This window comes from Microbacterium schleiferi, assembly GCF_015565955.1.
In the GTDB taxonomy this organism is placed as follows: Bacteria; Actinomycetota; Actinomycetes; order Actinomycetales; family Microbacteriaceae; genus Microbacterium; species Microbacterium schleiferi_A.
Genome location: NZ_CP064760.1, coordinates 2,500,083 through 2,524,724, shown reverse-complemented (window position 1 = coordinate 2,524,724; position 24,642 = coordinate 2,500,083). Strand labels below are relative to the sequence as shown.

General features: G+C 67.3%; 25 protein-coding genes, 2 tRNA genes and 2 pseudogenes. 17 read left to right on the top strand and 12 right to left on the bottom strand.

Translation table 11 applies throughout. The features are described from left to right. Positions 1-87 precede the first annotated feature (87 nt). From topA to IT882_RS12225, 5 genes are all read left to right on the top strand, one after another. The gene (topA, locus tag IT882_RS12245; protein ID WP_195692083.1) at positions 88-2,820 is read left to right on the top strand and encodes a type I DNA topoisomerase; all 2,733 of its coding nucleotides are present in this window, start codon (positions 88-90) and stop codon (positions 2,818-2,820) included. Beyond that, positions 2,817-3,446, top strand: coding sequence for a dTMP kinase (tmk, locus tag IT882_RS12240; protein ID WP_195692082.1), 630 nt, complete (start codon positions 2,817-2,819; stop codon positions 3,444-3,446). Before topA ends, tmk begins: the two co-directional genes overlap by 4 nt. A 62-nt stretch (positions 3,447-3,508) precedes the next feature. Then, positions 3,509-4,681 carry a DNA polymerase III subunit delta' gene (locus tag IT882_RS12235; protein WP_195692081.1) on the top strand — a complete coding sequence of 391 codons (1,173 nt, stop codon included), beginning with the start codon at positions 3,509-3,511 and terminating at the stop codon, positions 4,679-4,681. Next, positions 4,678-6,225 (top strand): alpha/beta hydrolase, encoded by a 1,548-nt coding sequence (locus IT882_RS12230; protein WP_195692080.1) that lies wholly within the window; start codon positions 4,678-4,680, stop codon positions 6,223-6,225. Before IT882_RS12235 ends, IT882_RS12230 begins: the two co-directional genes overlap by 4 nt. 68 nt (positions 6,226-6,293) lie before the next feature. Then, positions 6,294-6,369 (top strand) — tRNA-Thr (locus IT882_RS12225). A gap of 222 nt (positions 6,370-6,591) precedes the next feature. On the opposite strand, the gene IT882_RS12220 is transcribed toward IT882_RS12225, so the two are convergent. Then, a complete protein-coding gene (locus tag IT882_RS12220; protein WP_195692079.1) occupies positions 6,592-7,191 on the bottom strand; it encodes a hypothetical protein in 600 nt (199 codons plus the stop codon). Between IT882_RS12220 and IT882_RS12215 the strand changes: the two genes are divergently transcribed. After that, a protein-coding gene (locus IT882_RS12215) for an IS5 family transposase (RefSeq protein ID WP_418887790.1) occupies positions 7,138-7,993 on the top strand; the annotation gives its coding sequence in 2 pieces (ribosomal slippage) (positions 7,138-7,455 and positions 7,457-7,993; 855 coding nt in all). The two genes, IT882_RS12220 and IT882_RS12215, sit on opposite strands and share 54 nt — an antisense overlap. Here IT882_RS12215 and IT882_RS16650 read toward each other — a convergent pair. Further along, on the bottom strand, positions 7,970-8,218 hold the full coding sequence (locus tag IT882_RS16650; RefSeq protein WP_229382403.1) for a hypothetical protein: 249 nt from the start codon (positions 8,216-8,218) through the stop codon (positions 7,970-7,972). The two genes, IT882_RS12215 and IT882_RS16650, sit on opposite strands and share 24 nt — an antisense overlap. 148 nt (positions 8,219-8,366) lie before the next feature. Next, positions 8,367-8,561 (bottom strand): annotated as a pseudogene (locus IT882_RS16645) (C4-dicarboxylate ABC transporter); the annotation flags it as partial. Positions 8,562-8,764: 203 nt separating this feature from the next. Here IT882_RS16645 and IT882_RS12200 point away from each other — a divergent pair. Further along, a complete protein-coding gene (locus IT882_RS12200; protein ID WP_195692078.1) occupies positions 8,765-9,652 on the top strand; it encodes a LysR family transcriptional regulator in 888 nt (295 codons plus the stop codon). 60 nt (positions 9,653-9,712) lie between these two features. Next, positions 9,713-10,099, top strand: coding sequence for a hypothetical protein (locus IT882_RS12195; protein ID WP_195692077.1), 387 nt, complete (start codon positions 9,713-9,715; stop codon positions 10,097-10,099). 11 nt (positions 10,100-10,110) lie between these two features. On the opposite strand, the gene IT882_RS12190 is transcribed toward IT882_RS12195, so the two are convergent. After that, complete coding sequence (locus IT882_RS12190) at positions 10,111-11,067, bottom strand: EamA family transporter (protein WP_195692076.1); 957 nt, start codon at positions 11,065-11,067, stop codon at positions 10,111-10,113. Between the two features lie 67 nt (positions 11,068-11,134). Here IT882_RS12190 and IT882_RS12185 point away from each other — a divergent pair, with 67 nt between their 5' ends. Together IT882_RS12185 and IT882_RS12180 are read left to right on the top strand one after the other, a co-directional pair. Next, positions 11,135-13,441, top strand: a complete 2,307-nt coding sequence (locus IT882_RS12185; RefSeq protein WP_195692075.1) for an MMPL family transporter — start codon at positions 11,135-11,137, stop codon at positions 13,439-13,441. Between the two features lie 19 nt (positions 13,442-13,460). Continuing rightward, on the top strand, positions 13,461-14,039 hold the full coding sequence (locus tag IT882_RS12180) for an isochorismatase family protein (RefSeq protein WP_195692074.1): 579 nt from the start codon (positions 13,461-13,463) through the stop codon (positions 14,037-14,039). On the opposite strand, the pseudogene chrA reads toward IT882_RS12180, so the two are convergent. From chrA to IT882_RS12160, 4 genes and pseudogenes are all read right to left on the bottom strand, one after another. Continuing rightward, positions 14,040-15,274 (bottom strand): annotated as a pseudogene (gene chrA, locus IT882_RS12175) (chromate efflux transporter). A gap of 9 nt (positions 15,275-15,283) precedes the next feature. Continuing rightward, entirely contained in the window at positions 15,284-16,048 is a 765-nt protein-coding gene (locus tag IT882_RS12170; RefSeq protein WP_195692073.1) for an aquaporin, read from the bottom strand. Further along, entirely contained in the window at positions 16,045-16,455 is a 411-nt protein-coding gene (locus tag IT882_RS12165) for an arsenate reductase ArsC (RefSeq protein WP_195692072.1), read from the bottom strand. Before IT882_RS12165 ends, IT882_RS12170 begins: the two co-directional genes overlap by 4 nt. Before the next feature lie 72 nt (positions 16,456-16,527). Beyond that, positions 16,528-17,430 carry a metalloregulator ArsR/SmtB family transcription factor gene (locus IT882_RS12160; protein WP_195692071.1) on the bottom strand — a complete coding sequence of 301 codons (903 nt, stop codon included), beginning with the start codon at positions 17,428-17,430 and terminating at the stop codon, positions 16,528-16,530. A gap of 79 nt (positions 17,431-17,509) precedes the next feature. Here IT882_RS12160 and IT882_RS12155 point away from each other — a divergent pair, with 79 nt between their 5' ends. Next, the gene (locus IT882_RS12155) at positions 17,510-18,304 is read left to right on the top strand and encodes an MOSC domain-containing protein (protein ID WP_195692070.1); all 795 of its coding nucleotides are present in this window, start codon (positions 17,510-17,512) and stop codon (positions 18,302-18,304) included. A gap of 55 nt (positions 18,305-18,359) precedes the next feature. Then, entirely contained in the window at positions 18,360-19,208 is an 849-nt protein-coding gene (locus IT882_RS12150; RefSeq protein ID WP_195692069.1) for an SDR family oxidoreductase, read from the top strand. Between the two features lie 22 nt (positions 19,209-19,230). Here IT882_RS12150 and IT882_RS12145 read toward each other — a convergent pair whose 3' ends face one another. From IT882_RS12145 to IT882_RS12135, 3 genes are all read right to left on the bottom strand, one after another. Continuing rightward, entirely contained in the window at positions 19,231-19,971 is a 741-nt protein-coding gene (locus IT882_RS12145; protein ID WP_195692068.1) for a peptidase M56 family protein, read from the bottom strand. Continuing rightward, positions 19,968-20,543: an RNA polymerase sigma factor gene (locus tag IT882_RS12140; protein ID WP_195692067.1), complete on the bottom strand. Its 576-nt coding sequence runs from the start codon at positions 20,541-20,543 to the stop codon at positions 19,968-19,970. Before IT882_RS12140 ends, IT882_RS12145 begins: the two co-directional genes overlap by 4 nt. Before the next feature lie 84 nt (positions 20,544-20,627). Beyond that, positions 20,628-20,703 (bottom strand) — tRNA-Lys (locus tag IT882_RS12135). Between the two features lie 109 nt (positions 20,704-20,812). Here IT882_RS12135 and IT882_RS12130 point away from each other — a divergent pair. Both IT882_RS12130 and IT882_RS12125 read left to right on the top strand, forming a co-directional pair. Continuing rightward, on the top strand, positions 20,813-21,064 hold the full coding sequence (locus IT882_RS12130) for an antitoxin (RefSeq protein ID WP_195692066.1): 252 nt from the start codon (positions 20,813-20,815) through the stop codon (positions 21,062-21,064). Beyond that, on the top strand, positions 21,061-21,489 hold the full coding sequence (locus tag IT882_RS12125) for a TA system VapC family ribonuclease toxin (RefSeq protein ID WP_195692065.1): 429 nt from the start codon (positions 21,061-21,063) through the stop codon (positions 21,487-21,489). Before IT882_RS12130 ends, IT882_RS12125 begins: the two co-directional genes overlap by 4 nt. Positions 21,490-21,588: 99 nt before the next feature. Here IT882_RS12125 and IT882_RS12120 read toward each other — a convergent pair whose 3' ends face one another. After that, positions 21,589-22,257 carry a fasciclin domain-containing protein gene (locus IT882_RS12120; protein WP_324253886.1) on the bottom strand — a complete coding sequence of 223 codons (669 nt, stop codon included), beginning with the start codon at positions 22,255-22,257 and terminating at the stop codon, positions 21,589-21,591. A 122-nt stretch (positions 22,258-22,379) separates the two neighbouring features. On the opposite strand from IT882_RS12120, the gene sigK reads away from it, so the two are divergent. The 3 genes from sigK to IT882_RS12105 are packed head-to-tail and all read left to right on the top strand — an operon-like array spanning position 22,380 to position 24,391. After that, on the top strand, positions 22,380-22,970 hold the full coding sequence (gene sigK, locus IT882_RS12115; RefSeq protein WP_195692064.1) for an ECF RNA polymerase sigma factor SigK: 591 nt from the start codon (positions 22,380-22,382) through the stop codon (positions 22,968-22,970). Then, on the top strand, positions 22,967-23,722 hold the full coding sequence (locus IT882_RS12110) for an anti-sigma factor (RefSeq protein ID WP_195692063.1): 756 nt from the start codon (positions 22,967-22,969) through the stop codon (positions 23,720-23,722). Before sigK ends, IT882_RS12110 begins: the two co-directional genes overlap by 4 nt. A 30-nt stretch (positions 23,723-23,752) precedes the next feature. Beyond that, positions 23,753-24,391 carry a DNA-directed RNA polymerase subunit beta gene (locus IT882_RS12105; RefSeq protein WP_195692062.1) on the top strand — a complete coding sequence of 213 codons (639 nt, stop codon included), beginning with the start codon at positions 23,753-23,755 and terminating at the stop codon, positions 24,389-24,391. Positions 24,392-24,642 lie beyond the last annotated feature (251 nt).

Below are 24,642 nucleotides of genomic sequence, written 5' to 3'. Positions count from 1 at the left end.
CCCCGCGCGCTGGCATCGGTTCGCTCCTCCCAGCCTTCGCTGTGTCGCCGTATGTGTATGGTGTGCAACGAAGAAAGGAAGCTTCCGTTGGCCACAGGCAAGAAGCTCGTCATCGTCGAGTCCCCGACGAAGATGAAGTCGATCCAGGGATACCTGGGCGACGGGTACGAAGTGCTCAGCTCGGTGGGACACATCCGCGACCTCGCGAGCAAGAAGGACATCCCGGCCGAGAAAAAGCAGGCCTACGGGAAGTACTCGATCGACGTCGATAACGACTTCGACCCCTATTACGTCATCAGCGATCGCAAGACGAAGACCGTTGCCGAGCTCAAGCGCGCCCTCAAGGATGCCGACGAGGTGCTGCTCGCAACAGATGAAGACCGCGAGGGCGAGGCCATCGCGTGGCACCTGCTCGAGGTGCTCAAGCCCAAGGTCCCGGTCAAGCGCATGGTCTTCCACGAGATCACGAAGGACGCGATCCGCGCCGCCGTCGACAAGACCCGAGACCTCGATCTCGCCCTGGTCGATGCGCAGGAGACCCGGCGCGTCCTCGACCGGCTCTATGGGTGGGATGTCTCGCCGGTGTTGTGGCGCAAGGTCGGCTCGGGCCGCGAAGGAGCCGCGCTCTCTGCCGGCCGCGTGCAGTCCGCTGCCACCCGCATGGTCGTCGAGCGCGAACGGGAGCGGATGGCGTTCGTCACCGCCGACTACTGGGACGTCGAGGCGCTCGCCGGCAAGGACGGATCCTCATTCACGACGCGTCTCGCGCGCCTTGACGGCGCCTCTCTCGCTCGCGGAACGGACTTCGATGACCAGGGGCAGCTGAAGAAAGCCGTCGTCGTCCTCGACGAAGCTGCCGCGCGAGCACTGGCCACTGCCGTCGAGACGGCGGCCGAGGCATCCGTCACGGCTCTTGACGCAAAGCCCGGTACGCGCAGCCCCAAGCCGCCGTTCACGACCTCGACCCTGCAGCAAGAGGCCGGCCGCAAGCTCTCGATGAGCGCGAAGCACGCGATGAGCGTCGCGCAGCGCTTGTACGAGAAGGGGTACATCACGTACATGCGCACCGACTCGACAGCTCTGTCGACGCAGGCGGTCACCGCCGCGCGCACCCAGGCCGTCGATCTCTACGGCGACAAGGCCGTGCCGCTGAATCCCCGCACGTACCGCAATAACAGCAAGAACGCGCAAGAGGCGCACGAGGCTATCCGTCCGTCGGGCGAGTTCTTCCGGCGCCCCACCGAGGTGACCGGTCAGCTCGACCGTGATGAAGAGCGGATGTACGACCTCATCTGGAAGCGAACGATCGCCAGCCAGATGTCGGATGCGAAGTACGAGACCACGACGGTCACGCTCGCTATCGAGGCCGACGGGAAGAAGGCCGAGTTCACGGCATCCGGCACCGTCTACACCTTCAAGGGGTTCCTCGAGGCGTACGAGGAGGGCCGCGACGAGAAGCGCAGCGACGCCGATCGCTCCGACGACCAGTCGCTGCCGGCGCTTGCCGTCGGCGATGTGCTGAGCCTGACGGATGTCGAGCCCAAGGGCCACAGCACGAGCCCCAAGCCCCGCTACACCGAGGCGAGCCTGGTGAAGGCGCTCGAAGAGAAGGGCATCGGGCGCCCGTCGACCTTCGCGAGCATCATCGACGTCATCCTCGATCGGGGATACGTCACCAAGCGTGGTCAGGCACTCGTGCCCAGCTGGGTTGCGTTCAGCGTCGTGCGTCTGCTCGAGGAGCACTTCTCGGAACTCGTCGACTACGACTTCACGGCGGCGCTGGAAGACGACCTCGACGCCATCGCGCGCGGCGAGCAGAAGCGCATCGAGTGGCTCAAGGAGTTCTACTACGGTTCGGATGCCCATGTCGGCCTGCGCAACATCGTCGACAACCTCGGCGACATCGACGCGCGAGAGCTCAACGCTCGCCCGATCAGCGACACCGTGACGCTCCGTGTGGGCAAGTACGGGCCGTACCTCGAGATCGTCGACCCCGACAAGCCCGAGGACACGCCGCGGCGCGTCAATATCCCCGACGACCTCGCGCCCGATGAGCTCACGCCCGAGAAGGCGCAGGAACTGATCGATGCGCCGGTCGCGGGGAACCGCGTGCTCGGCGAGAATCCCGCAAACAACAAGCTCGTCGTGGTCAAGGACGGCCGTTTCGGTCCCTATATCGAAGAGACCGATCCCGAGACTGTCGCTGCTGTGGACCCCGATACCGGCGAGGTTCTCGAGACGGCACCGGCCGCCGAGGCGCCGGCGACCACGGGGAAGAAGTCCAAGGCGAAGACTGCAGCGCCCAAGAACCGCACCGCGTCGCTGTTCCGTTCCATGTCGGTCGACACGATCGACCTCGAGACGGCGCTGCGTCTGCTGGATCTTCCCCGTGTCGTCGGGGAGGACCCGGCAACGGGCGAGCAGATCACCGCCCAGAACGGCCGGTTCGGTCCGTACCTGAAGAAGGGCACCGACTCGCGCTCGTTGGAGAGTGAAGCCCAGATCTTCGACGTCACCCTCGAGCAGGCGCTCGAGCTCTACGCGCAGCCGAAGTACGGCGCTCGCCGCGCGTCGAGCGCGCTCAAGGAGTTCGACGCTGACCCGACCAGCGGAAAGCCGATCCGTCTGAAGGACGGTCGGTTTGGACCCTATGTCACCGACGGTGAGACCAACGCGACCATTCCGCGGGGCGAGCAGGTCGATGACGTGACGTTCGAGCGGGCCGTGCAGCTGCTGGCCGACAAGCGGGCCAAGGGACCGGCGCCCAAGCGGACGACCAAGCGCAGCACGACGACGCGCAAGACAACGGCCAAGAAGTGACGGCACCGGGACTGTTCATCACCCTCGAGGGCGGTGACGGGTCGGGAAAGACGACGCAGGCGAGCCTGCTCCGTGAATGGCTCGAGTCCGAGGGGCGCGTCGTGGTGCGCACTCGCGAGCCCGGCGGGACCGAGGTCGGTGTTCTCGTCCGCGACATCGTGCTGCACCATCGGGGCGAGGTATCGCCGCGGGCCGAAGCTCTGCTCTATGCCGCAGATCGCGCTCACCACATCGCCACCGTCGTGCGTCCGGCCCTGGAACGCGGCGAGGTCGTCATCCAGGACCGCTACCTGGATTCGTCAGTCGCGTACCAGGGGGCTGGCCGTGTGCTCGGCCGGGACGAGATTCGCGACCTGTCGCTGTGGGCGACCGAGGGGTTGCTCCCGGAGCTGACGGTGCTGCTCGACCTCGATCCGGCGACCGCCCGCACGCGGCTGGATGCCGCAGACAAGCCGTTCGACCGGCTCGAGGCTGAACGCGACGAATTCCATGAGCGGGTGCGCGCCGAGTACCTTGCGCTCGCGGCAGCCGAGCCCGAGCGCTTCCTCGTGCTGGATGCGTCGCTTCCGGCCGAGCAGATCGCCGGCGAGGTCCGCGCCAGGGTCACAGCTCTGCTCAGTCAGTGATGCCGCCCACGGGCTCGACGGCTCACGGCTCATCGTCGGATGCCGCGGCTACGCTGGTCTCCATGCAACCAGCGGCCCCCGAACAGGTGCTCCCGTGGGGCGCCGTGTGGGGGCAGCCGGATGCCGTCGCGCAATTCCAGGCCGCAGCATCCGACCCGGACTCGCTTGCGCACGCCTGGCTCATCACAGGGCCGCCCGGCTCGGGGCGCTCGACGCTGGCCGCAGCGTTCGCGGCAGCCCTCATCGCCGAGCCCGGCGACGAGGCGACGATGCGGCAGGTGATCGCGCGTACGCACCCCGACGTCACGGTGCTGCGAACCGAGCAGGTCATCATCCGCATCGACGAAGCTCGCCAGCTGGTCGAGCGCGCCTACTTCTCCCCCTCGCTCGGGCGGTATCGGGTGATCATCGTCGAGGATGCCGACCGCATGGCCGAGCGCACCTCTAACGTTCTTCTCAAGGCGCTCGAAGAGCCGCCTGAACGCACCGTGTGGGTGCTGTGCGCCCCGAGCGACGCTGACCTTCTTCCGACGATCCGGTCTCGGGTGCGCGTCGTGCGCCTGCGGGAGCCGGATGTCGCGGATGTCGCGGCGCTCATCGCTCAGCGCACGGGAGCAGATCCGGTAACCGCCGAGCAGTCAGCCCGGCACGCGCAACGGCATATCGGGATGGCGCAGCGCCTCGCAACGGATGCCGAGGCTCGAGCCCGTCGCGACCTCACGCTGCGGGCGGCGATCGGCGTTCGCAGCGTCGGGGACGCTGTCGACGTGGCGGGCCGGATCGTCCAGGCGGCTACTGATGATGCCAAGGCGCTCACTGTCGAGCGAGATGAAGCTGAGCGCCAGAGCCTGCTGCGCACGCTCGGGATCACCGAGGGCGCGGCGGTTCCCCCCGCCGTCCGGGCGCAGGTCAACGCGCTCGAAGAAGATCAGAAGCGCCGCGCGACCCGGAGCCTGCGCGACGGGATCGACCGCGTTCTCACGGATCTGCAGTCCCTGTACCGGGACGTGCTGATGATTCAGTTCGGCAGGACCGACGGGGCCGGAGACAGCATCCTGATCAATCGGGAACTGGATTCCGACCTGCGCGCCCTCGCGGGGGCCTGGTCGCCGCAACGCACACTGGTTGTGCTCGACGAGATCGCCCGCACGCGTCGCAACCTCGAGCAAAACGTCGCACCGACCCTCGCGCTGGAGAGTCTGCTCATCACCGTCTCGACGGGAAGGACACCATGACTGCACGCCTCGCTCGGCGCATCCTGACCGTGAGCGCCATGGTTTCGGCAGCGGCGGTGGCCCTCGCCGGCTGCTTCCTGCTGCCGAGGCCCGACCAGAGCGCTGCCCCGCATCGTTCCCCGGCGCCGATCACCGACGGTGTTGCCGAAGACCTGCTGCCGTTCTACCAGCAGACGCTCGACTGGACCGACTGCGGGGAGGGCTTCGATTGCACCACCGTCACGGCGCCCCTGAACTGGAGCGATCCGGATGCCGGCACGATCGATCTGTCGGTCATCCGCCACGCAGCCACCGGAGGTGAGCCCCTCGGTTCGCTCCTGACCAACCCCGGTGGGCCAGGATCAAGCGGGGTTGCCCTGGTGCGCGACTCGCTCGGCTTCGCGGTCGGGCAGGCGCTGCAGGAGAACTACGACGTCATCGGTTTCGACCCCCGCGGTGTTGGCGACTCCAGCGCCGTCGCGTGTCTGGACGCCGCCGGCATGGACTCGTTCGTCTTCGACATCCCGCCGGGGCAACGTCGATCTGCGGAGTGGGACGCCTTCGTTGTCGAGCAGCAGCAGAAGTTCGCCGCAGCCTGCGAGCAGAACAGCGACGGCATCCTGCCGTTCATCACCACGGAGAGTGCGGCGCAGGACATGGACCTGCTGCGTGCCGTGCTCGGTGACGAGAAGCTCAACTACCTCGGCTACTCCTATGGCACCTTCCTCGGGGCGACCTACGCGAAGCACTACCCCGATCGCGTCGGACGGCTCGTGCTCGATGGCGCGCTTGACCCGTCGCTGAGCAGCCAGGATGTCTCGGCGCAACAGGCGATCGGGTTCGAGAATGCGCTGCGGGCCTACATGGCCTCGTGCGTCGGGCAGAGCGAGTGCCCGTTCAGCGGATCCGTCGACGAGGCGATGGGCGACCTCGCGATCCTGCTCGCCAGCGTGGATCGTGACCCGATCCGCAACGTCGATGGCCGGATGCTGGGTGCCGATTCCCTGGTGACGGCCATCGTCGCAGCGCTGTACTCCGAAGACAGCTGGCCGTTCCTGACCCAGGCGCTCACGGACGTGCTGCAGGGAGATGCGCGCAACGCCTTCCTGCTCGCCGACTTCTACTACAACCGGCAGGACGGCGCGTACCTCGACAACTCGACCGAGGCATTCCTGACGTACAACTGCATGGACTACCCCGGCGGCGAAACGGATGCCGAGAAGGCCGCCTCTTCGGCGGCTATCGCCGAGCAGGCTCCGACCGTCGCTCCCTACTGGGAAGGCGTCGACCTGTGCGAGGTCTGGCCGTATGCGCCTACCGGTGTGCGCGAACCGATCGCGGCAGCAGGAGCCGATCCGATCGTGGTGATCGGGACGACGGGCGACCCCGCGACCCCGTATGACTGGTCGGTGGCGCTCGCCGATCAGCTCGAGTCGGGAGTGCTCATTACGCGCGTGGGCGAGGGGCACACCGGTTACAACAAGGGCAACGCCTGCGTGGACGATGCCGTCGAGGCCTATTTCATCTCGGGGGTCGTGTCGCCTGACGGCCTCGTCTGCGAGTAACGACCGATGGTCACGAGCTGGATGCGGACACGGTAAGATCGTTGATCGTGCATCGCGCAAGCGATCACGCCACCTTAGCTCAGACGGCAGAGCGATTCACTCGTAATGAATAGGTCAAGGGTTCGATTCCCTTAGGTGGCTCCAAACGAAAGAGACCGTCCGGAGGGCGGTCTCTTTCGTTTGTCCCGGCGGGAAGCGAACCCTTGGGTGGGCCCACGCCGCCGGAGGCTCCGGGCGCCGCGCAGCGCCGGCTGGAGTGGCGGTGGGGACGATTCCCTGAGGTGGCTCCAAACGAAAGAGACCGTCCGTTAGGGCGGTCTCTTGTCGTTTGTCCCGGTGGGAAGCGAACCCTGGTCATGCTGGATATCACGCCCGCGGTGGCGCGAGCAGTGCTCCGCTGATCACCGCGCCGCGGAAGGTGCGAACTGCAGCGATGACCCACGCGGCGAGCAGGCCGAGGTAGAGCACCATCGCGATCCCAGCGAAGGCGACCGAACCGGTGTGCGCGGCGAGTGCGCTCGCGCCCGTCACACACGTGCCCACAGGGAACGTGAACGACCACCAGGTGAGCGAGAAAGGCAGTCCCTCCCGGATCGTCCGGATCGTCACGGCGATGACGATTCCCATCCACATGAGCGCGAACCCGAAGACGGGGACGCCGTAGAGGATGCCGAACATCTCCAGCGCGTGCGCCCAGGCGCCGTCCACGACTAGGTGGGCATTGGCGCCGAGGAGTCCCGCTGCGGTGACAGATTGGCCGAGCGGGCCGAGAACGATCCAGAGGGTGGGAACCGCCGCTGCGGCGCCTACCTTATGGCGCGCTAGGCCGTGTTGATCAAGAGGTTTCGTTCCTCGGTGGGCAAGTCTTGAACGGTGACGCGACAGGAGATCTCTGACGAGGTGTGGGCCGTGATGGAGCCGTTGATGCCGACGGCGACCGGGAGGTCGCGGCCGTGGACAGATCACCGACTCACTGTTGAGGGGATGGCGTGGAAGTACCGGACCGGGGCGCCGTGGCGGGACGTGCCGGATCGGTTCGGGAAGTGGAACTCGATCTACAAGCGGTTCAACCGGTGGGCCGAGGACGGCACCTGGGAGCGACTGCTCGCCGAGGTGCAGAAGCAGGCTGACGCTGCCGGGAAGATCGACTGGGTCGTCTCGATCGACTCCACGATCGCGCGTGTGCATCAGCACGGCGCGACCCTCGCCCGGGACACAGGGGGCTCTGCCGAATCACAAGAATCCGTGGTTCGAGCCGCCTGATCACGGGATCGGCCGCTCCCGGGGCGGGCTCACGACCAAGCTGCACCTGGTCTGCGACGGTCGCGGCCGGCCGCTGGGGATGATGATCACCGGCGGGAACATCAACGACACCACGATGATGACCGCCGTGCTCGAGGACATCCGCGTGCCCCGCGACGGGAAGGGCCGGCCCCGCACCCGCCCCGACCGGGTACTCGCCGATAAGGGCTACCCATCGAAGGCGAACCGGGCATGGCTGCGCGACCGCGGTATCGCCGCGACCATCCCGGAGCGTGACGATCAGATCGCGCACCGCCGCAAGAAGCCGGGCCGGCCGATCGACTTCGGCGACCAGCAGCAGGAGCGATACAAGGGCCGCAACGTCGTCGAACGCTGCTTCAACAGGCTCAAGCAGTGGCGTGGCATCGCGATGCGCTCCGACAAGCTCGTCCGCACCTACCGCGCCGCCGTCAGCCTCGCCGCCACGCTGATCTGGATCAAATCAGACTTGATCAACACGGCCTAGTCGGCCCCAGATCAGAGTGATGATCACGAAGGACGAGATCGCGGTCAGGCCGAACATGGCATAGCACGCGAGTAGGAGCGTCAAACGGGCTTGGCCCTCGGGAGCGTAGGGGAGGAGCAGAGCACCGGTTGCGGCCGACACCATGGGTGGAACGACCGGCATGAGCCATCCCCCGAAGGCTGACTGATCCGACACCTCGTGTCGCGTGAAGGTGAGGTACGGGATCGTGACGGCGGAGATGACGCCCAGGATGGTCCCGAGTATCCACAGGACGGGTGTCGAGTCCGACGGCCGCCGACTCCCCGATGAGGTCTGTGCCCACGAGCATGGCGCCGGCCCCGACGGTGAGCGCGGCCATCGCGGGGGCGCCGTAGAAGTGCGCGATCACGGGATTGGCCAGGTGGCCGCGCGCGACCTGGCCGAACCAGAGCCAGTGCAGGATCGTCGCGATCGTGAGCACGACCAACAGGAGTGCCGCGATCACCCACACGATCTCAGCGAACAGCCGGAGCCCGGGGACCTGCACCGGCAACGTCGCAGCGGCGGTCGCGACGATGCCCGTCCCCATGACCGACGCGAACCAGTTCGGTGTGATGTTCGAGACAATCATCCGCGGCGATTCGAGCTCTCGGAAGAAGCGTCGCGGGGCGCCAGTCGGCGCTGCAGAGGTGGCTGAGGCGGTCTCGGGAGGCATGGTGAGAGTCTTCCCGTGCGTCCGCGGCGGGAGAAGCGCTCTAGAGTTGGCGAGGAACAAACAAAGGTTGTGACTGGATGGCGGATCTCGACGCGTTGCGCACGCTCGTGGCGGTGGGGCAGACAGGGAGCCTCAGTGCCGCAGCGCGCGAACTCGGGGTGACGCAGCAGGCTGTCTCGGCGCGGCTGCGCACGCTTGAGTCGTCGCTATCCTCGGTCCTGGTCCAGCGCAGCGCCCGCGGTTCTCTTCTCACACCGACCGGAGTCATCGTCGCGGGGTGGGCACGAGAGGTGCTGGCGGCGGCTGACCGGTTCGATCAGTCAGCTCTCACCCTCACCGGAGGGCGCGACAAAACGTTGCGGCTCGCCGCCAGCCTCACCATCGCTGAGCACCTCGTCCCCCGCTGGCTGAATATCTGGCGGGCCAGGGTCGACGAGATCCCCGGGGTGAGATTGACCGCCGAGAACAGTGAAACGGTGTGCCGCCGTCTTCGCGACGGAGACGCCGACCTCGGGTTTATCGAGACCCCGGACCTGCCCGGTGACCTCGATCATGTTGTGGTCGGGCAGGACGAGCTCGTCCTCGTCGTTGCCCCGACGCATCCGTGGGCAACGCGCGCTGAGATCGCGGCACCGGAACTGGCGCGGACGCCGTTGGTCTTGCGAGAATCCGGCAGCGGGACCCGCCGCGCGCTCGATGCTGCCTTGCAGAGTGCGGGAACGCCGCGCCTGGCCGATCCAGCGGCCGAGCTTCCCTCGACTCTTGCCGTGCGAGGGACCGTGCGGGGAGGATTTCACGCCGCGGTGCTGAGCGCGCTCGCGGTCGATACCGACCTGGCTGAGGGGGCCCTCGTTGCGGTCCCGGTGCGGGGAGTGATGCTCCGCAGAGCGCTCACGGCGGTGTGGCCCCGAACGGGCCTCACGGGGGCTGCGAGAAGCCTGCTGGAGGCGATCTCAGGCTCCTGAGAATACGGACGCGGTCGGAGCGATCGTGGTGTGACGATGTGCGCCTGCGAGAATGAGGCCGTGCCCCCCGCGCTTGCCATCGCCCTGGAGATCTACACCTGGATCGGACTGGGCGCGGCTGTGCTGCTCGGGATCGGCGCGCTGATCGCCTGGGTCGCCGATGGGTCCTGGGTGCCGGTGCGCGCGGTGGTGTCGGCGACGCCCGCTGGCGAGGTGGTCCGCTGGTTCGATGACAGCGGCATCCTCGGCGAAGCTCCGCTCCCGCACGGCGCGAGCGTGCACGATGAAGAGGTCGAGCTGTGGGCGCGCCTGGGCCGGCACGACACTGTTCGGGTAGCTCGGAGCTCGCCCCTGGTGCGATCCCTGGCCCGTCTTACCGCAGGCTTCGCGGCGCTCGCGCTCATCGGCCTTGTCGTCTCTGTCGTGCTGCTGTTCCTGGAAGGCTGAGCGGCAGCCCGTCAGGCAAGCGCGAGCAAGACGCCAGCGCCGAGCGCAAGGGCAAGGCCCAGCCACTGCACGGCGGCGACACGCTCGCGCAGCACGATCGCCGCGAGCAGAATCGTCCCCGCCGGATACAGCGCGGTGAGGGCTGCCACGATCGAAAGGTCTCCGAGGCGCAGGGCAGCCAGCAGCAGCACGTTGGCGGTGACATCGAGCACGCCGCACACGACAGCGAGTCCCCATCCGGCGAGCCCGACGCGCGACGGCGCCGCCGCATTCGTGCGAGCGTGCTCGAGATCGGCATGCCCGGTGGGGGTTGCGCCGAGCTCAACCCCGCCGGCCCGCAGTGCGGATGCCGCCCCCTGCCCGCGTCGGACGGCGGCGATGATCATCACGACGACGATGACGGTGGTGATGATCGAGTTCGTGGTGCGGTTGGCGATCATCGGCACGAGACCGCTGTCGTCGCTGGCCTGATCGAGGGTGATGAGGAAGGCGCCGATCGCGAGCCCAGATCCGACGGCCATCATGACACCGCGCCCGGACGGACGCACCGCGCCCTGACCGGGGATGAACCCCACGAGCACGACGGCGATCAGGGCCACGCCGAGCCCGAGGTATCCGGTGAGAGAGAGGCTCTCGCCCCCGATCGTGAGCCCCCAGATCATCGGTGCGATCGCGGATGTGACCGCTGTGACGGGGGAGAGGATGCTCATCGGGCCGATCGCAAGACAGGCGTAGAGCAGGGCGATGGCGATGACGCCGAAGACACCCGACAGGGCACCCCACGCGACATCCGGGAGATTCCAGCGAGCCCCGAGCAGGGGAATGAGCGCGAACAGGACGACGAGTCCGCTCAGCGCCGCGGTCGCCGTCACGACGATCGAACGCAACCGTCTGGCCGCGAGTCCGCCGAAGAAGTCGGCCGCACCGTAGATGAACGCTCCGAGGAGCGCGACTGCCGCCGACGCCATCCGTCAACGATAGAGGCTGGACTCCCGGGGTTGCATTACCTCCCCTTTAGCTAGATAAGCTAGCGACATGGCTGCATTGAGAAGGCCCCTTCGCCCCTCGCGGTGGTTGCGCATCGGCATCCCCGCCCTGCTCGTTCTGATCTGGGTCGGCGTCGGTTCCGTCGGCGGCCCGTACTTCGGCAAGGTCGACGAGGTCGCCAGCAACGACCAGTCGAGCTTCCTCCCCGAGAGTGCGGATGCGACGCGGGTCGCCGAACGGTTGCCTGACTTCCTCGGTGACGAGGCGATCCCCGCCGTGCTTGTCGTCACGGGCGATGGTCAGCTCACCGACGAGCAGCTCGCCGAGGTCCAGACGCTGGTCGACGACATCGCGAGTATCGACGGTGTCCTCGATGGGGTGTCGCCACCGGTGGTCTCTGATGACGGCGAGGCGGTGCAGATCTTCATCCCCATCGACTCGTCGGGTGAGGTGCGGGAGATCGTCGAAGAGATTCGCGCCCTCGTGACCGAGGACCTGCAGGCCCCGCTCGAGGGGTGGGTGACCGGGCCGGCAGGCTTCACGTCCGACCTCGTCAAGGGATTCCTCGGCATCGACGGGCTCCTGCTGATCGTCGCGCTCGTCGCGGTGTTCGTCATCCTGGTGATCGTCTATCGGTCTCCGCTGCTGCCGATCCTCGTGCTCATGACATCGACGTTCGCCCTGACGGTTGCGCTCCTGGTCGTGTGGTGGCTCGCGTACGCCGGCGTCTTCGTGCTCAACGGGCAGGTCCAGGGGATCCTCTTCATCCTCGTGATCGGTGCAGCGACCGACTATGCACTCCTCTATGTCGCGAGGTTCCGGGAGGCGATCGGCGAGGGCGAACCCCGGTGGAACGCGACCCTGCGTGCGTGGCGGGGGTCCTTCGAGCCGATCCTCGCGTCGGGCGGTACGGTGATCGCCGGCCTGCTGATCCTCCTGCTGTCCGATCTCGCGACCAACCGCGCGCTCGGCCCGATCGCTTCCATCGGTATCGCGTTCGCGATGCTCTCGGCGCTCACCTTCCTCCCGGCGCTGCTCGCCCTGTTCGGGCGCGTCGCGTTCTGGCCGTTCATCCCGAAGCACGGCCTCACGGAGCTGCCCGATGACTTCACTCAGCCTGTGAAGGGCTTCTGGGCGCGGCAGGCTCGACTGATCGCACGTCGGTCCCGTCCCGTGTGGATCATCACGACGATTGCGTTGCTGGTGGCAGCGCTGGGGGTCACCCAGTTCAAAGCCGATGGTGTGGCCTCCAGCGACCTCGTCCTCGGATACTCCGAGGCCCGCGACGGGCAGGATGTTCTCGCCGAGCACTTCCCGGCGGGCTCTGGCAGCCCCGTGTACGTCATCGTTCCCGAGAGCGAGATGGCCGCGGCCGTCACGGTCCTCGGCGACAGTAACGGCATCGACTCGGTCTCGGTCGCATCCGAGGACTCGCCCAGCGGACAGGCGCCTGTCACCGTCGAGGATGGCGAACCGGTCTTCACCGCTTTCGGGCCGCCGGGCACGCCCGCCCCCAGCCCCACGGTTTCCGACGGCGACGTGCTCGTGATCGCGACGCTGACGGATGCCGCGGACTCGATCGAGGCCGAGCAGACCGTGCGCGATCTGCGCGTGGCCTTCACCGACGACCTCGGCGAGGGAGTGGCCCTCGTCGGCGGGGTGACGGCGACGGATGTCGATTCCAATGACACCTCGATCCGGGACCGCACCGTCATCATCCCGATCGTGTTGGGCGTCATCCTGTTGATCCTGATGCTGCTGCTGAGGGCGGTGATCGCTCCCGTGCTGCTGATCCTGACGGTCGTCGTGTCGTTCGGTTCAGCTCTCGGTGTCAGCGCCCTGGTGTTCGACTACATCTTCCAGTTCCCGGGAGCAGACCCTGCGGTCCCGCTCTACGGATTCGTGTTCCTTGTGGCTCTGGGCGTGGACTACAACATCTTCCTGATGTCTCGCGTTCGAGAGGAGTCGCTGGTGCACGGGACGAGGCGCGGCATCCTGCGGGGCCTCGTCGCCACGGGTGGGGTCATCACCTCGGCCGGGCTCGTGCTCGCGGCAACCTTCGCAGCCCTCGGGGTCATCCCGATCCTGTTCCTGGCTCAGCTGGCATTCATCGTCGCGTTCGGTGTGCTGCTCGACACGTTCGTCGTGCGGTCTCTGCTCGTTCCTGCCCTCTCGTACGACATCGGGCGGGCGATCTGGTGGCCATCCAAACTCTGGCGACGCGGTCCCGAGACAGACGGCACGGTCCGCGACCCGCGCGAGCCCGAGCCCGTGGGGGCAAGCCCGGCCGAGGGCGCGTCACAGCCGCTCAGTCGCCGCGCGCTGCGTGAGGCGCGGGATTCCGACGGCGGGTGAACGAGCGTAGCCTCGAGGTATGGGTAGGGCACTGTTCATCGTTGACGTCCAGAACGACTTCACCGAGGGTGGAGCACTCGGGGTCGAGGGCGGGGATGCCGTGGCCGAACGCATCTCGCGCTACCTCGTGACCCACGCCGAGCAATACGACATCATCGTCGCCTCGCGCGACTGGCATCATCCCGATCACGACAACGGCGGGCACTTCCATCCCGAGCCCGACTTCGTCGATACGTGGCCTGTCCACTGTGTGAGCGGTACGGAGGGTGCGGAGTACGACCCCGGTTTCGATACGGCATCGGTCACCCACCACGTCAAGAAGGGGCAGGGTGAGCCGGCGTACTCGCTGTTCGAGGGAACGACGGATGACGGCGCCAAGGTCTCGGATCTACTCACCGAACACGGCATCCTCGAAGTCGATGTCGCCGGGATCGCGACCGACTACTGCGTCCGCGCTTCGACGCTGGACGCGATCGCGCACGGCAGGCGGGTGCGGGTGATCACCAACCTCGTTGCTGGTGTTGCTGCCGCATCCAGTGAGGCTGCGCTGGCCGAAGTCGCCTACGCGGGCGCGGAACTCGTCGAGATTCCGACCTGATCACGCGACCCCGAGGAGGGCGAGCAGGATGCCGCCCGCACCTCCGACCAGGACGACTGCCCACGGTGGCAGCTTCCACGCGATGAGCAGCACGAAGCACACGAGCGCCAGGCTGAACGACCCGGCGCCGACGATGCCCGTCGTGAAGAGGGGATCGTAGAGAGCGGCACCGAGGATGCCGACGACGGCGGCGTTTGCGCCTCGCATCAGGGACTGCATCGCCGTGCGGCCGCGTAGCGCGTTCCAGAACGGCAGAACCCCGACCAGCAGAAGGAACCCGGGGAGGAAGATCGCGATCAGGGCGATCGCCGCACCGAGAACGCCGCCGGGGCCGACGGACGAGAGGGTGCCGAGGTAGGCCGAGAACGTGAACAGCGGCCCGGGCATCGCCTGCACGGCGCCGTAGCCCGCGAGAAACTGCTCGGGACTGACCCACCCGGTCTCGACAACGCCGGCTTGCAGCAGCGGGAGGACGACGTGCCCGCCGCCGAAGACGAGGGCGCCGGCCCGGTAGAAGGTGTCGAACAGCGTCAGCGAACCGATACCGGTGAGCGCGGCGAGAAGCGGCATCCCGAGCAGGAGGACGACGAAGGCTACGAGGCTGGTGATTCCCGCCGCGCGCGATACCGGGAAACGCATGAGGCTGATGTCGCCGACTCCGGCAGGTGCGGAGCGGCAGAGAAGGAGGCCGGCGACCGCGCCGAGAACGATCGCGAGGATTTGACCGATCGACCCCGCGAGCAGGAGCGCAAGGACGGCCGCGACCACGGCGATCGAGGCGCGCCGGGCGTCGGGAGTCAGCGTCTTCGCCATGCCCCAGACCGCCTGCGCGACGATCGCCACCGCGACGATCTTCAGTCCGGTCAGCAGCCCCGCACCGATGATGCCCTCGAACAACGCCGCCCCGAAGGCGAAAGCGACCATGAGGATCGCCGAGGGCAGGGTGAAAGCGAGGAAGGCCGCGATGGCGCCGAGCGGGCCGGCGCGGTGCAGGCCCATCGCGAAACCGACCTGGCTGGACGCGGGCCCAGGAAGGAACTGGCATAGCGCGACGAGGTCGGCGTAGGCCTTGTCGGTCATCCATCGACGCCGGGCGACGAGGTCGTCGCGAAAGTAGCCCAGGTGGGCGATCGGGCCCCGAATGATGTGACACCCAGACGCAGGAACGCCCAGAACACCTCGGCTGCCGAGCCGCGCGATGCGGAAGGGGTCGTCTCGGGGGCGTCCGCGGTCACGGGCGGATTCTACGGGGCGGGCCGGTCGCGCCGGTGAACAGCTGAGGCGTCAGGGTCGGCATCCAGCTTCGGGATGACGATCTCTTCGGCGGCGTCGGTCACATGCGGAAAGAGCAGGACCGCCGCGAGCACCGCGACCGCGGCCCCGGCCAGTTGGGCACCGATGAATGGCAAGACAGAGGAGGCCCCGATCCCGGCGAACGTATCGCTGAACAGGCGACCGATCGTGACGGCGGGGTTGGCGAACGATGTCGAGCTGGTGAACCAGTACGCGGCGCCGATGTAGGCGCCCACTGCCGGAGCCGCGGCAGCACCCCGTCCGGTGCGCGCGAGGGCGACGATGAGGAGCACGAGTCCGAAGGTCGCGACGACCTCGGCAACGAGCGTCGCCGGGGTCGCACGATCGGTCGTCGACAGGCTCGTCGGCACGGCGAACATGACATTGGCGAGAACGGCACCGCCGACGGCGCCCGCGATCTGGGCGAGCGTGTAGATCCCGAGGGCCGGCGCCGACAGTCCGACGCGGCGCCGTCGCCCCAGGAACCAGTCCACGAGCGACACGGCCGGGTTGAAGTGGGCGCCCGAGACGGCGCCGAACATCAGGATCAGAACCGCCAGGCCCAAGGCTGTCGCGATGCTGTTCGCGAGCAACTGGATTCCGACATCCGGCGTCAACCGGGTCGCCATGATGCCCGAACCGACGACAACCGTGACAAGCAGCCCCGTGCCGAGGAACTCGGCTAACGCCCGGCGAACCAGGGGAGCGGCACTCACGCTGCGGGGGCGATCTCGGACAGCAGCGCTTCGACGCGCCCCCGGATTTCGTCACGGATGCGGCGCACGGTCTCGACATCCTGGCCTGCCGGGTCATCGAGCTGCCAGTCTTCGTAGCGCTTGCCGGGGTAGATGGGGCAAGCATCGCCGCATCCCATCGTGATGACCACGTCGGACTCCTGCACCGACTGCACCGTCAGCACCTTCGGGGCATTGTTCGCGATGTCGATGCCCTCTTCGGCCATCACCTGCACCGCTACCGGGTTGATCTGGTCCTTCGGCTGCGATCCGGCTGAGCGCACCTCGACACGGTCGCCGGCGAGAGCCTGCAGGTAGCCCGCGGCGATCTGGGATCGTCCGGCGTTGTGGACGCAGACGAACAGGACAACGGGCGGGGTGGTCGACATCGGGTCGCCTCTCTCTCGATGAGAAAAGCATAGACGAGCATCTATCTATTTGAGAAGCCCCGCGAGGCGAGTTCAGCGAGTGTTCACCGTCTCGGTGGCGGGGATACGGAGCTCGGCGAGCAGCCCGCGGATGCGCTGGTCGATGTCATCACGGATGCCGCGCACAGCAGCCAGCGGCCTCCCCACCGGATCTTCGAGATCCCAATCGAGATATCGCGTGCCGGGGTAGATCGGGCAGGCGTCGCCGCATCCCATCGTGATGACGACGTCGGCGGCCCGTACCGCTTCGTCGGTGAGCGGCTTCGGGAACTCGTCGCCGATCGAGACGCCGATTTCATCCAGCGCGGTCACGATCGTGGAGCGGACGTCGCTGGTGGGTGCTGACCCAGCCGTGCGCACGGTGACGGCGTCACCGGCGAGGTGGCGCAGGATGCCGGCCGCCAGCTGCGACCGCCCCGCGTTCTGCACGCACACGAACAGCACGCTCGGCGGCGTTCCCGCCGAGACCGCTGATGCCTCAGCCAGCGCTTCGAGCCTGCTCGCAGCAAACGAAAAGGTGCGGGATGCCAGCAGGGGGGCTTCAGTCTCGGACAGGCGCGCATGGCTGTCGGTGACGACCTCGCGAACCCGGTCGGGGTCGACACGGTCGCCGAATCGCGTGGCGAGGTCGCTGACGATCCGGTCCAGATCCACGGATGCCACCTCGCGCGGACGGCCGAGAATCGCGTCGACGCGGTCGGCGGCATCCGGGGCCACGGAGTACCAGACCTGCCGGCCCTCAGGTTCTCGGGTCACGATCCCGTCGGTGAGCAGCGTCTTCATGTGGTGGCTGACGGTGGGCTGGCGCAGTCCGAGCTCGCTCGCGAGGCGGCCCACGAGCACGCGGCCCTCGGGCGAGGAGCGCATCAGTCGCAGGATGCGGGCGCGCGTCGGGTCGCCCAGCGATGTGAGTGCGGCGTCCGTTCCGGCATCCATTGATCGCAGTCTATTCGATGGGATGCCGGCGGAACTTGCGCCGCCGCGCGCGGTGACGGATGCATGGGACGATGTGCCCATGGCGACCGTCGAAGCCCTCTTCCGCTACCCGGTGAAGGGGTTCACCCCCGAGGCCCTCAAACAGCTCGTGGTTCAGTCCGACGGCCGCGTCGAGGGCGATCGCGTCCTGGCCTTCCGGTTTGCGGACGCGGTCGACCCCGAAGACGACGCCGGGCTCGAGTACTGGCCGAAGAAACGCGGGCTCGCGCTCATGGACATGCCCTCGCTCGCGCGCCTGCGGCTCGAATACGACCGATCGACGCGCCGGCTCCGGATCTCGGATGCCGGAACCGTCCTCGTGGAGGCGGGACTCGATCCCGACGGCAGAGCAGAGATCGAGGATGCGGTGACCCGCGCCGTCGCGGCGGGCCCCGATGCGCGGAGGCTCCGGGGCGAGGGGCGCCTGCCGCTCACGCTGATCGGCGACGGGGTAACCTCCCGTTTCCAGGACCGCGCTCGCGGGTATATCTCACTGCACGGCTCAGCATCCGTGGCAGAGCTCGATAAGGCAGCCGACCCGACGGTCGACCACCGACGATTTCGCTCGAACATCGTGGTCTCGGGGCTTCCGGCGTGGAGCGAGGTGGGCTGGGACGGGGTCGTGCGTATCGGCGAGCTGCGGTTCACGATCGCGGCGCCGATCCGTCGGTGCGCGGCGATCATGGCCAACCCGGATGACGGGACGCGGGACGTCAACCTGCTGCGGGTTCTCACGGATCGGTTCGATCAGGAGGCGCCGACTCTCGGCATCCTGCTGCTGCCGGTAGGCGGCGGTGGCACGATCCGTGTCGGCGATCCGGTCGATAGGGAGTGAGGTTCGGGTCAGGATGGATGCAGACCCGGAACAGATCACCGCTGAGGAGCACCCCATGACCCTTCCCGCTCTCGCCGTCACTGGCTCGACCGGTCACATCGGAGGCCTCGTCGCCGCGCATCTCGCGGACGCCGGTGTGGCCCAACGCATCCTTGCTCGAACGCCGGAGAAGGCCCCGACGCTGCCGGGGGCTGTCGCGGTGCGCAGCAGCTACGAGAACACCGAGGAGTCTCGTGCCTCGCTGGCTGGCGTCGACCTGCTGTTCATGGTCTCGGGCTCGGAGAGCGCCGAACGACTGAACCAACACCGTGCCTTCATCGACGCGGCAGCCGCTGCCGAGGTCGGCCACATCGTGTACCTGTCGTTCTTCGGCGCCGCACCGGATGCGACCTTCACCCTGGCCCGCGACCACTGGGCCACCGAGCAGCACATCATCGCGTCCGGCGTTCCCTTCACCTTCCTGCGCGACAACTTCTACACCGACTTCTTCTCCGCGATGGTCGGCGACGACGGCGTGCTTCGTGGGCCCGCCGGAAACGGGCGCGTCGCATCCGTCACGCGAGCAGACGTCGCTCGCGTTGCCGCAACCGTGCTCCAGAGCCCCACCGAGCACATCGGGCAGACCTACGACCTCACCGGGCCCGAAGCGCTCACCTTCGACGACATCGCCCAGACCATCACCGAGATCACCGGGCGTTCCGTGTCGTACCACAACGAGACCGTCGAGGAGGCGTACGAGTCGCGGCGTGCCTGGGAGGCGCCGCAGTGGCATTACGACGCATGGGTCTCGACCTATACGGCCATCGCCGCCGGTGAGCTCGTGCCCGTGAGCGGTGACGTGGAGCGGATCACCGGGCGCCAGCCGGAGAGTCTGCGCGACTTTCTCACGCAGGAGCGCGAGTAGCTCCCGAACGCGGGGTCGACTGTCACCGTTCGATCAGGAACGTCCCAATCTCGGTTGTCCCGTCTGACAGATAGACCGTGAGCGACGCCGTGGTTCCGGCTACCGATTCCTGCCACTCGAGCGCGGCTTCCGGTGAGCGGAAGTCGAGATCGCCAGCTGCCTCGGCGAGTTCGCTCGAACGCACATAGCCCTCCTTGCCGTTGGTTGCGACGACGGCCACCAGGTCGGGGCTCCCTGCCGAGGTCACCACCCCATACGTCTGGCCGTTCGCGTTGACGGCCCACGGATGCGTGGTCGAGATGACGTAGGCAGCCGACGCCGTCCACGCCGAATCGGGGTCTGTTGTGACTGACACGGGCGTGGTCAGCGGCAAGGCCACGGTGACGGTCGAACCTTCATCGCCGACGGTGCAGGTCAGCTGTGATCCGTCGTCGAAGTGAAATGTTCCCGGTGAATCGCACGTCAGCGCGAGAGTCACCCCGGTCGCTTCGGCAGGCGGATCGCCCAGCTCGATCAGCCCGCTGCCGGTTGCGGTCTTTCCCACCGGTTCGCTCAGCGAGAAGGTTTCGACCCCACCCGGCAGCACGTTCGACACAGCGACAGCGATCCCCGAACCCACCGCCGCGGTGGCGGCGAACACGCCGGCGCCCAGGAGGAACGCCCGGCGTCGCCACCAGGGGCGCAGCTTCTCGCGCACGTGCGAAACGAGCTCCGCGCGCAGCGCCCGAGCGAAGCGCGGGCTCATCGTGACGTCGGGAATCATGAATCCACCTCATTCCTTGCGGCGCTGACCTGATCTCGCAGACGGGACTTGACGCGGTGAAGTCGGACGCGCGCCGCGCCCTCGGAGATCCCCAGGGCGACCGCAACATCGGCGATCGGCAGCTCCTCCACTGTTGTGAGGGTGAGCAGTGCGCGATCGGTGGCGCTCAGTCGCGCGAGTGCCGGTGCCGCGACCGAGAGATCGTGCTGAGCATCCAGGCGACGCCGGACGAGTTCTTCCGTGTCGTCGGGACTTTGCGACTCGCGAGGCAGCCGCGTCAGAAGCTCCCGGTAGCGACGCCGTGCCCGCGAGAGGTTCCGCGACAGGTTCGTCGTGGTCACGAGCAGCCACGGCAGGATCGAGCCGTTGGAGACTCGAACGCGTGACCGCCGCCGCCACAACTCGAGGAAGGCGCTGGCTACCGCATCCTCCGCATCTTCCCTGTTCCCGAGCTGGTACATCGCGTGTCGAAACACGCGGTCGCCGTGTCGATCGAACAGCACGCCGAATGACGCTGCGTCCCCGCCGAGCACCTTGACCCAGTGGGAGGCGTCATCCTGACTGTCGCTCATACTGTGGAGTGTCCGGACATGGGCCGCACGTTACACGCGAGATCGAGAGGTCCGGAGAACCAGTCAGTTCCAGTAGCGGTGATGTGGTGGGCCCGGAGGGGCTCGAACCCTCGACCCGCGGATTAAAAGTCCGATGCTCTACCGACTGAGCTACAGGCCCCAGACCTCCCAGCCTACTTCGTGCGCGGCATCCGTTTCGCGACATCCCGGTCAGTCCTGCTGACTGACATGCATCACTGCATCAATTCTTGTGATGCTATGATGCAGATGTGCGAACCACGATCACGCTGACATCGGCTGCAGAGGAGGCCGTGCGCAAGGTCATGCGTGAACGCGGCCTATCGTTCAAAGACGCCGTGAACTCGGCGATCCTCGCTGGTCTGGATCCCGGCCCGGCATCCGCGTACGAAACGCCGGTTCACAGGCTCGGAAGGGCGCGCATGCCGCTGGACCGCGCTCTCGCTGTTGCAGCCGACCTCGAAGACGAAGCCATCACTCTGAAGCAAGAGCTCGCGAAGTGAAACTCGTTGATGCCAATGTCCTGCTCTACGCCGTCGACGCGGATGCGCGTCATCACACAGAAGCTAAGGCCTGGCTCGACACCGCTCTGAATTCGAGGGAGACTGTCGCGATCCCGTGGGTATGCGCGTTGGCTTTTGTCCGCCTGACAACGAGTTCTCGGATCTACCCGAATCCGCTGCCGGTCGACCGTGCTTTCGACATCCTCAACGGATGGATGAGCCGATCTAGTGTCATCAGCCTTGAGCCAGGAAGCGGACACGCGGACAGGATGCGCACGCTTCTTGCCGAGGTGGGAACCGGCGGAAATCTCGTCACGGATGCCCACCTCGCCGCGCTCGCGGTCGAGAATCGCGCAACGATCGTGACGTTCGACGGCGATTTTGCGCGATTCCCGGGCGTTGTGTGGCACCGACCCGGGGACTGAATCGGCTCGCGCCCCACGCCACAGAAACGACGAGGCCGCCGCATCCGAAGATGACGGCGGCCTCGCGTCCCTCCACCCTGGGGGATCGCCGACGGGCGCTCACATGGGAGGCATGAGCACCGTGTCGACGAGGTACACGACAGCGTTGGCGGTCTGGACTCCACCGCAGATGACCATGGCGTCGTTGACCATGAGCGAGTCGCCCGAACCGGTCACCTCGACATCAGCACCCTGCACGGTCGTGTGAGTGCCGGGAAGGTCCTCGGGCAGGATCTGACCGGGAACCACGTGGTAGGTCAGGATCGAGGTCAGCAGGTCGGAGTCGGTCGACAGCGTGTCGATCGTGGCCTGGTCGATCTTCGCGAACGCGTCATCGACGGGTGCGAAGACGGTGAAGTCGCCACCGTTGAGCGTGTCGACGAGATTCACGTCGGGGTTCAGCTGGCCGCTGACGGCAGCCGTGAGGGTCGTCAGCAGCGGGTTGTTGGATGCCGCGGTCGCGACCGGGTCCATCGCCATGCCGTCAACGGAGCCGGCGCCCGAGGGCACAGCCTCGGCGTACTCCATGCAGCCCGGGCCTACGAGGTAGGCGGCGGCATCCATCTCCTCCACGTCATCCATGGGGGTGGTCTGTTCGGTCATCGGCGTCTCGGCCATCTCGTCATCCATGTCCCCCGTGCTGGCGGTGGAGCAGGCGGACAGGGCGAGCGCGGCGACGAACGCCAGCGAGGCGCCAGCTGCGACGCGCGACTTCTTGGTGATCAACATTGTTCCTCCGGTGTTGTCGGAGCCTCGTCAGGGCTCTTGGTCGTCCGCTCGTGGCGGCCTACACAGGGGTCTTCGGAAGCGCGGCGACATCGGATGGGAAATTCTTGCGGCATGCTGGATCCATGGTGATCGACGGCATGGACGTGCCAGACGACGGAGCGGGCGTCGTCGATCACATCGCGGAGCTTCTCGAGCGCATCGCGCGCGGTGACAGCGAGGCCTTCGCGAGCCTCTATGACACGCTCTCTTCGCGCGTGTTCGGTCTCATCCTTCGAGTTCTGGTCGACCGGTCCCAGAGCGAAGAGGTCCTGCAAGAAGTGTTCCTGGAGGTGTGGCAATCCGCCGCGCGTTTCGCTCCGAACAAAGGCCAGGGCAGATCCTGGGTGCTGACGATCGCACACCGCCGAGCCGTCGACCGCGTGCGGGCTTCGCAGGCGAGCGTCGATCGTGACATCCGGGTCGGGTTCCGTGACATCGATGTCGCCCACGACGGCGTCGCCGAGCAAGCGGAACTGCGGATCGAGAGCCGACGGGTGACAGAAGCTCTCGCCGCCCTTCCCGAATCACAACGCGAGGCCCTCACCCTCGCGTATTTCGGGGGTTACAGTCAGAGCGAAGTCGCGGCGCTGGTGGGGGCGCCGCTCGGAACAGTGAAGACCCGGATGCGTGACGGCCTGTCGCGCCTGAGAGCAGAGATGGGGGTGGCCTCATGAACGAGAAGGAGTTCGCCGAGCTGTCGGCGGCATCCGCCCTGGGCGCCCTCGACGCGGATCAGCAGCAGGCCTTCGACCTCGCCCTCGCGATGCATCCGGAGTGGCGCGGGATCGCCGAACGCGACCTCGAGACCGCAGCAGCGCTCGCCGACTACGCCCCTGAGGTCGAGCCCCCGGATGAGTTGCGCCACCACATCCTCACCCGGATCGCGCTGACGCCGCAGACCGATGCCATCCCGGTCGGCGCAGAGCCTCTCCCCAGCACCGGCGTGATCCAGACGCAATCGCGCACCCGGTGGATGCGGAGCATGTTCGCGCTCGCGGCATCCTTGGTTCTTCTTGTCGCGCTGGGGTTCACGGCGGTGAGTCTCAGCGACTCGCTCAACCGTCCGGATGCCGTCGTTGCATTGGAGCAAGTGCAGGCAGCACCCGACGCGCAATCCGCTGCAGCCGAGTTCGAGAGCGGTGGCGGAGAGTCGACGGTCTATTGGTCGGAGTCAGTCGGTAAGGCCGTCATCGTGTCGGATGGGCTGCCGCAGATCGCCGAGGACCAGAGCTTCGAACTGTGGTTCATCCGTGACAACACGCCGATCGCGGCCGGAGCGTACGATCCGAGCGGCGGCGATCAGGACACCTGGGTCCTGCAGGGCGCCATGGAGCCCGGCGACACCATCGCGATCACCATCGAACCGCAGGGCGGGTCACCGGATGGCGTCCCGACCGGTGACCCGGTCGTCGCGATTCCGACCTGAGTCGCGGCCGTCGCGACTACCCTGGAGCGGGTGAGTGACGACTCCCGGCCCTACCACAAGCCCGTGCGCAGACCCGCGGAGCTGTTCGACCGGCTGTTCGCCGCGGAAGACCCCGCGGAGGTTTCCCGGGTCGCCCATTCGACGGCCCAGGCGCTGTTGTCGCGCGTGCGGACCAACCCGGACGAGGCCGTTGTCGACAGGCTCGTGGCGTTCACCGCCGAGCACGGAATCGACGACATAGCTGAGTTGTGGTCTCGGTCCCCAGCGAAGACCCTGCCCGGAGCGCTGTGGCGTCTGTATCTCGTACAGCTCATGATCCATGACGACCCGCTCACAGCCGCACTGACATATGAACGGGGACGGGCCGCGCTCGACACGGCTGACGCGCTCATCGCCGGCGCGCCCGTTCCCGCGAGCCCCGATGAACTGGTGTCGCTGGTCGACACGATCCTTCGAGGTCTCTTCAGCGGGGATTTCGCGGTAGCCCTCGACCGGGCGGCGGCGTTCTGCCGCGTGCAGGCTGCCGGCGCCACGCACCTGGCCGACGACTACGACGCCACCGAGTCAGACCGCAGCGCCGCCTTCACGACACGCGCCCTGCGTCTGAGTGACTACGCATCCGATCTGAGCGCCTGCGCCGCCCTCTGGCGCCGCGAATCCCTCACCTAGCGCGCAGTCCACGCCAACATCCGCCCCGTCTCCCACGACCCTCGAACCCACAGCTTCGGCCGCGAGCCCACCTGTCTCTCGCGTCAGATCGCATGGGTTCGCGGAGAGTGCTGTGGGTTCGACCCCTTGGGTCGTGATCGTCGCGGAGCGGCCGGCGGCGCGCGGAGCGGACCAGAAAGGAAAGTGCCGGGCCGCAGAACGCCTCTCGGCGCGTGGCCGCTCGTAGCGGCAGAAGATGGAGCCCGGGGTTA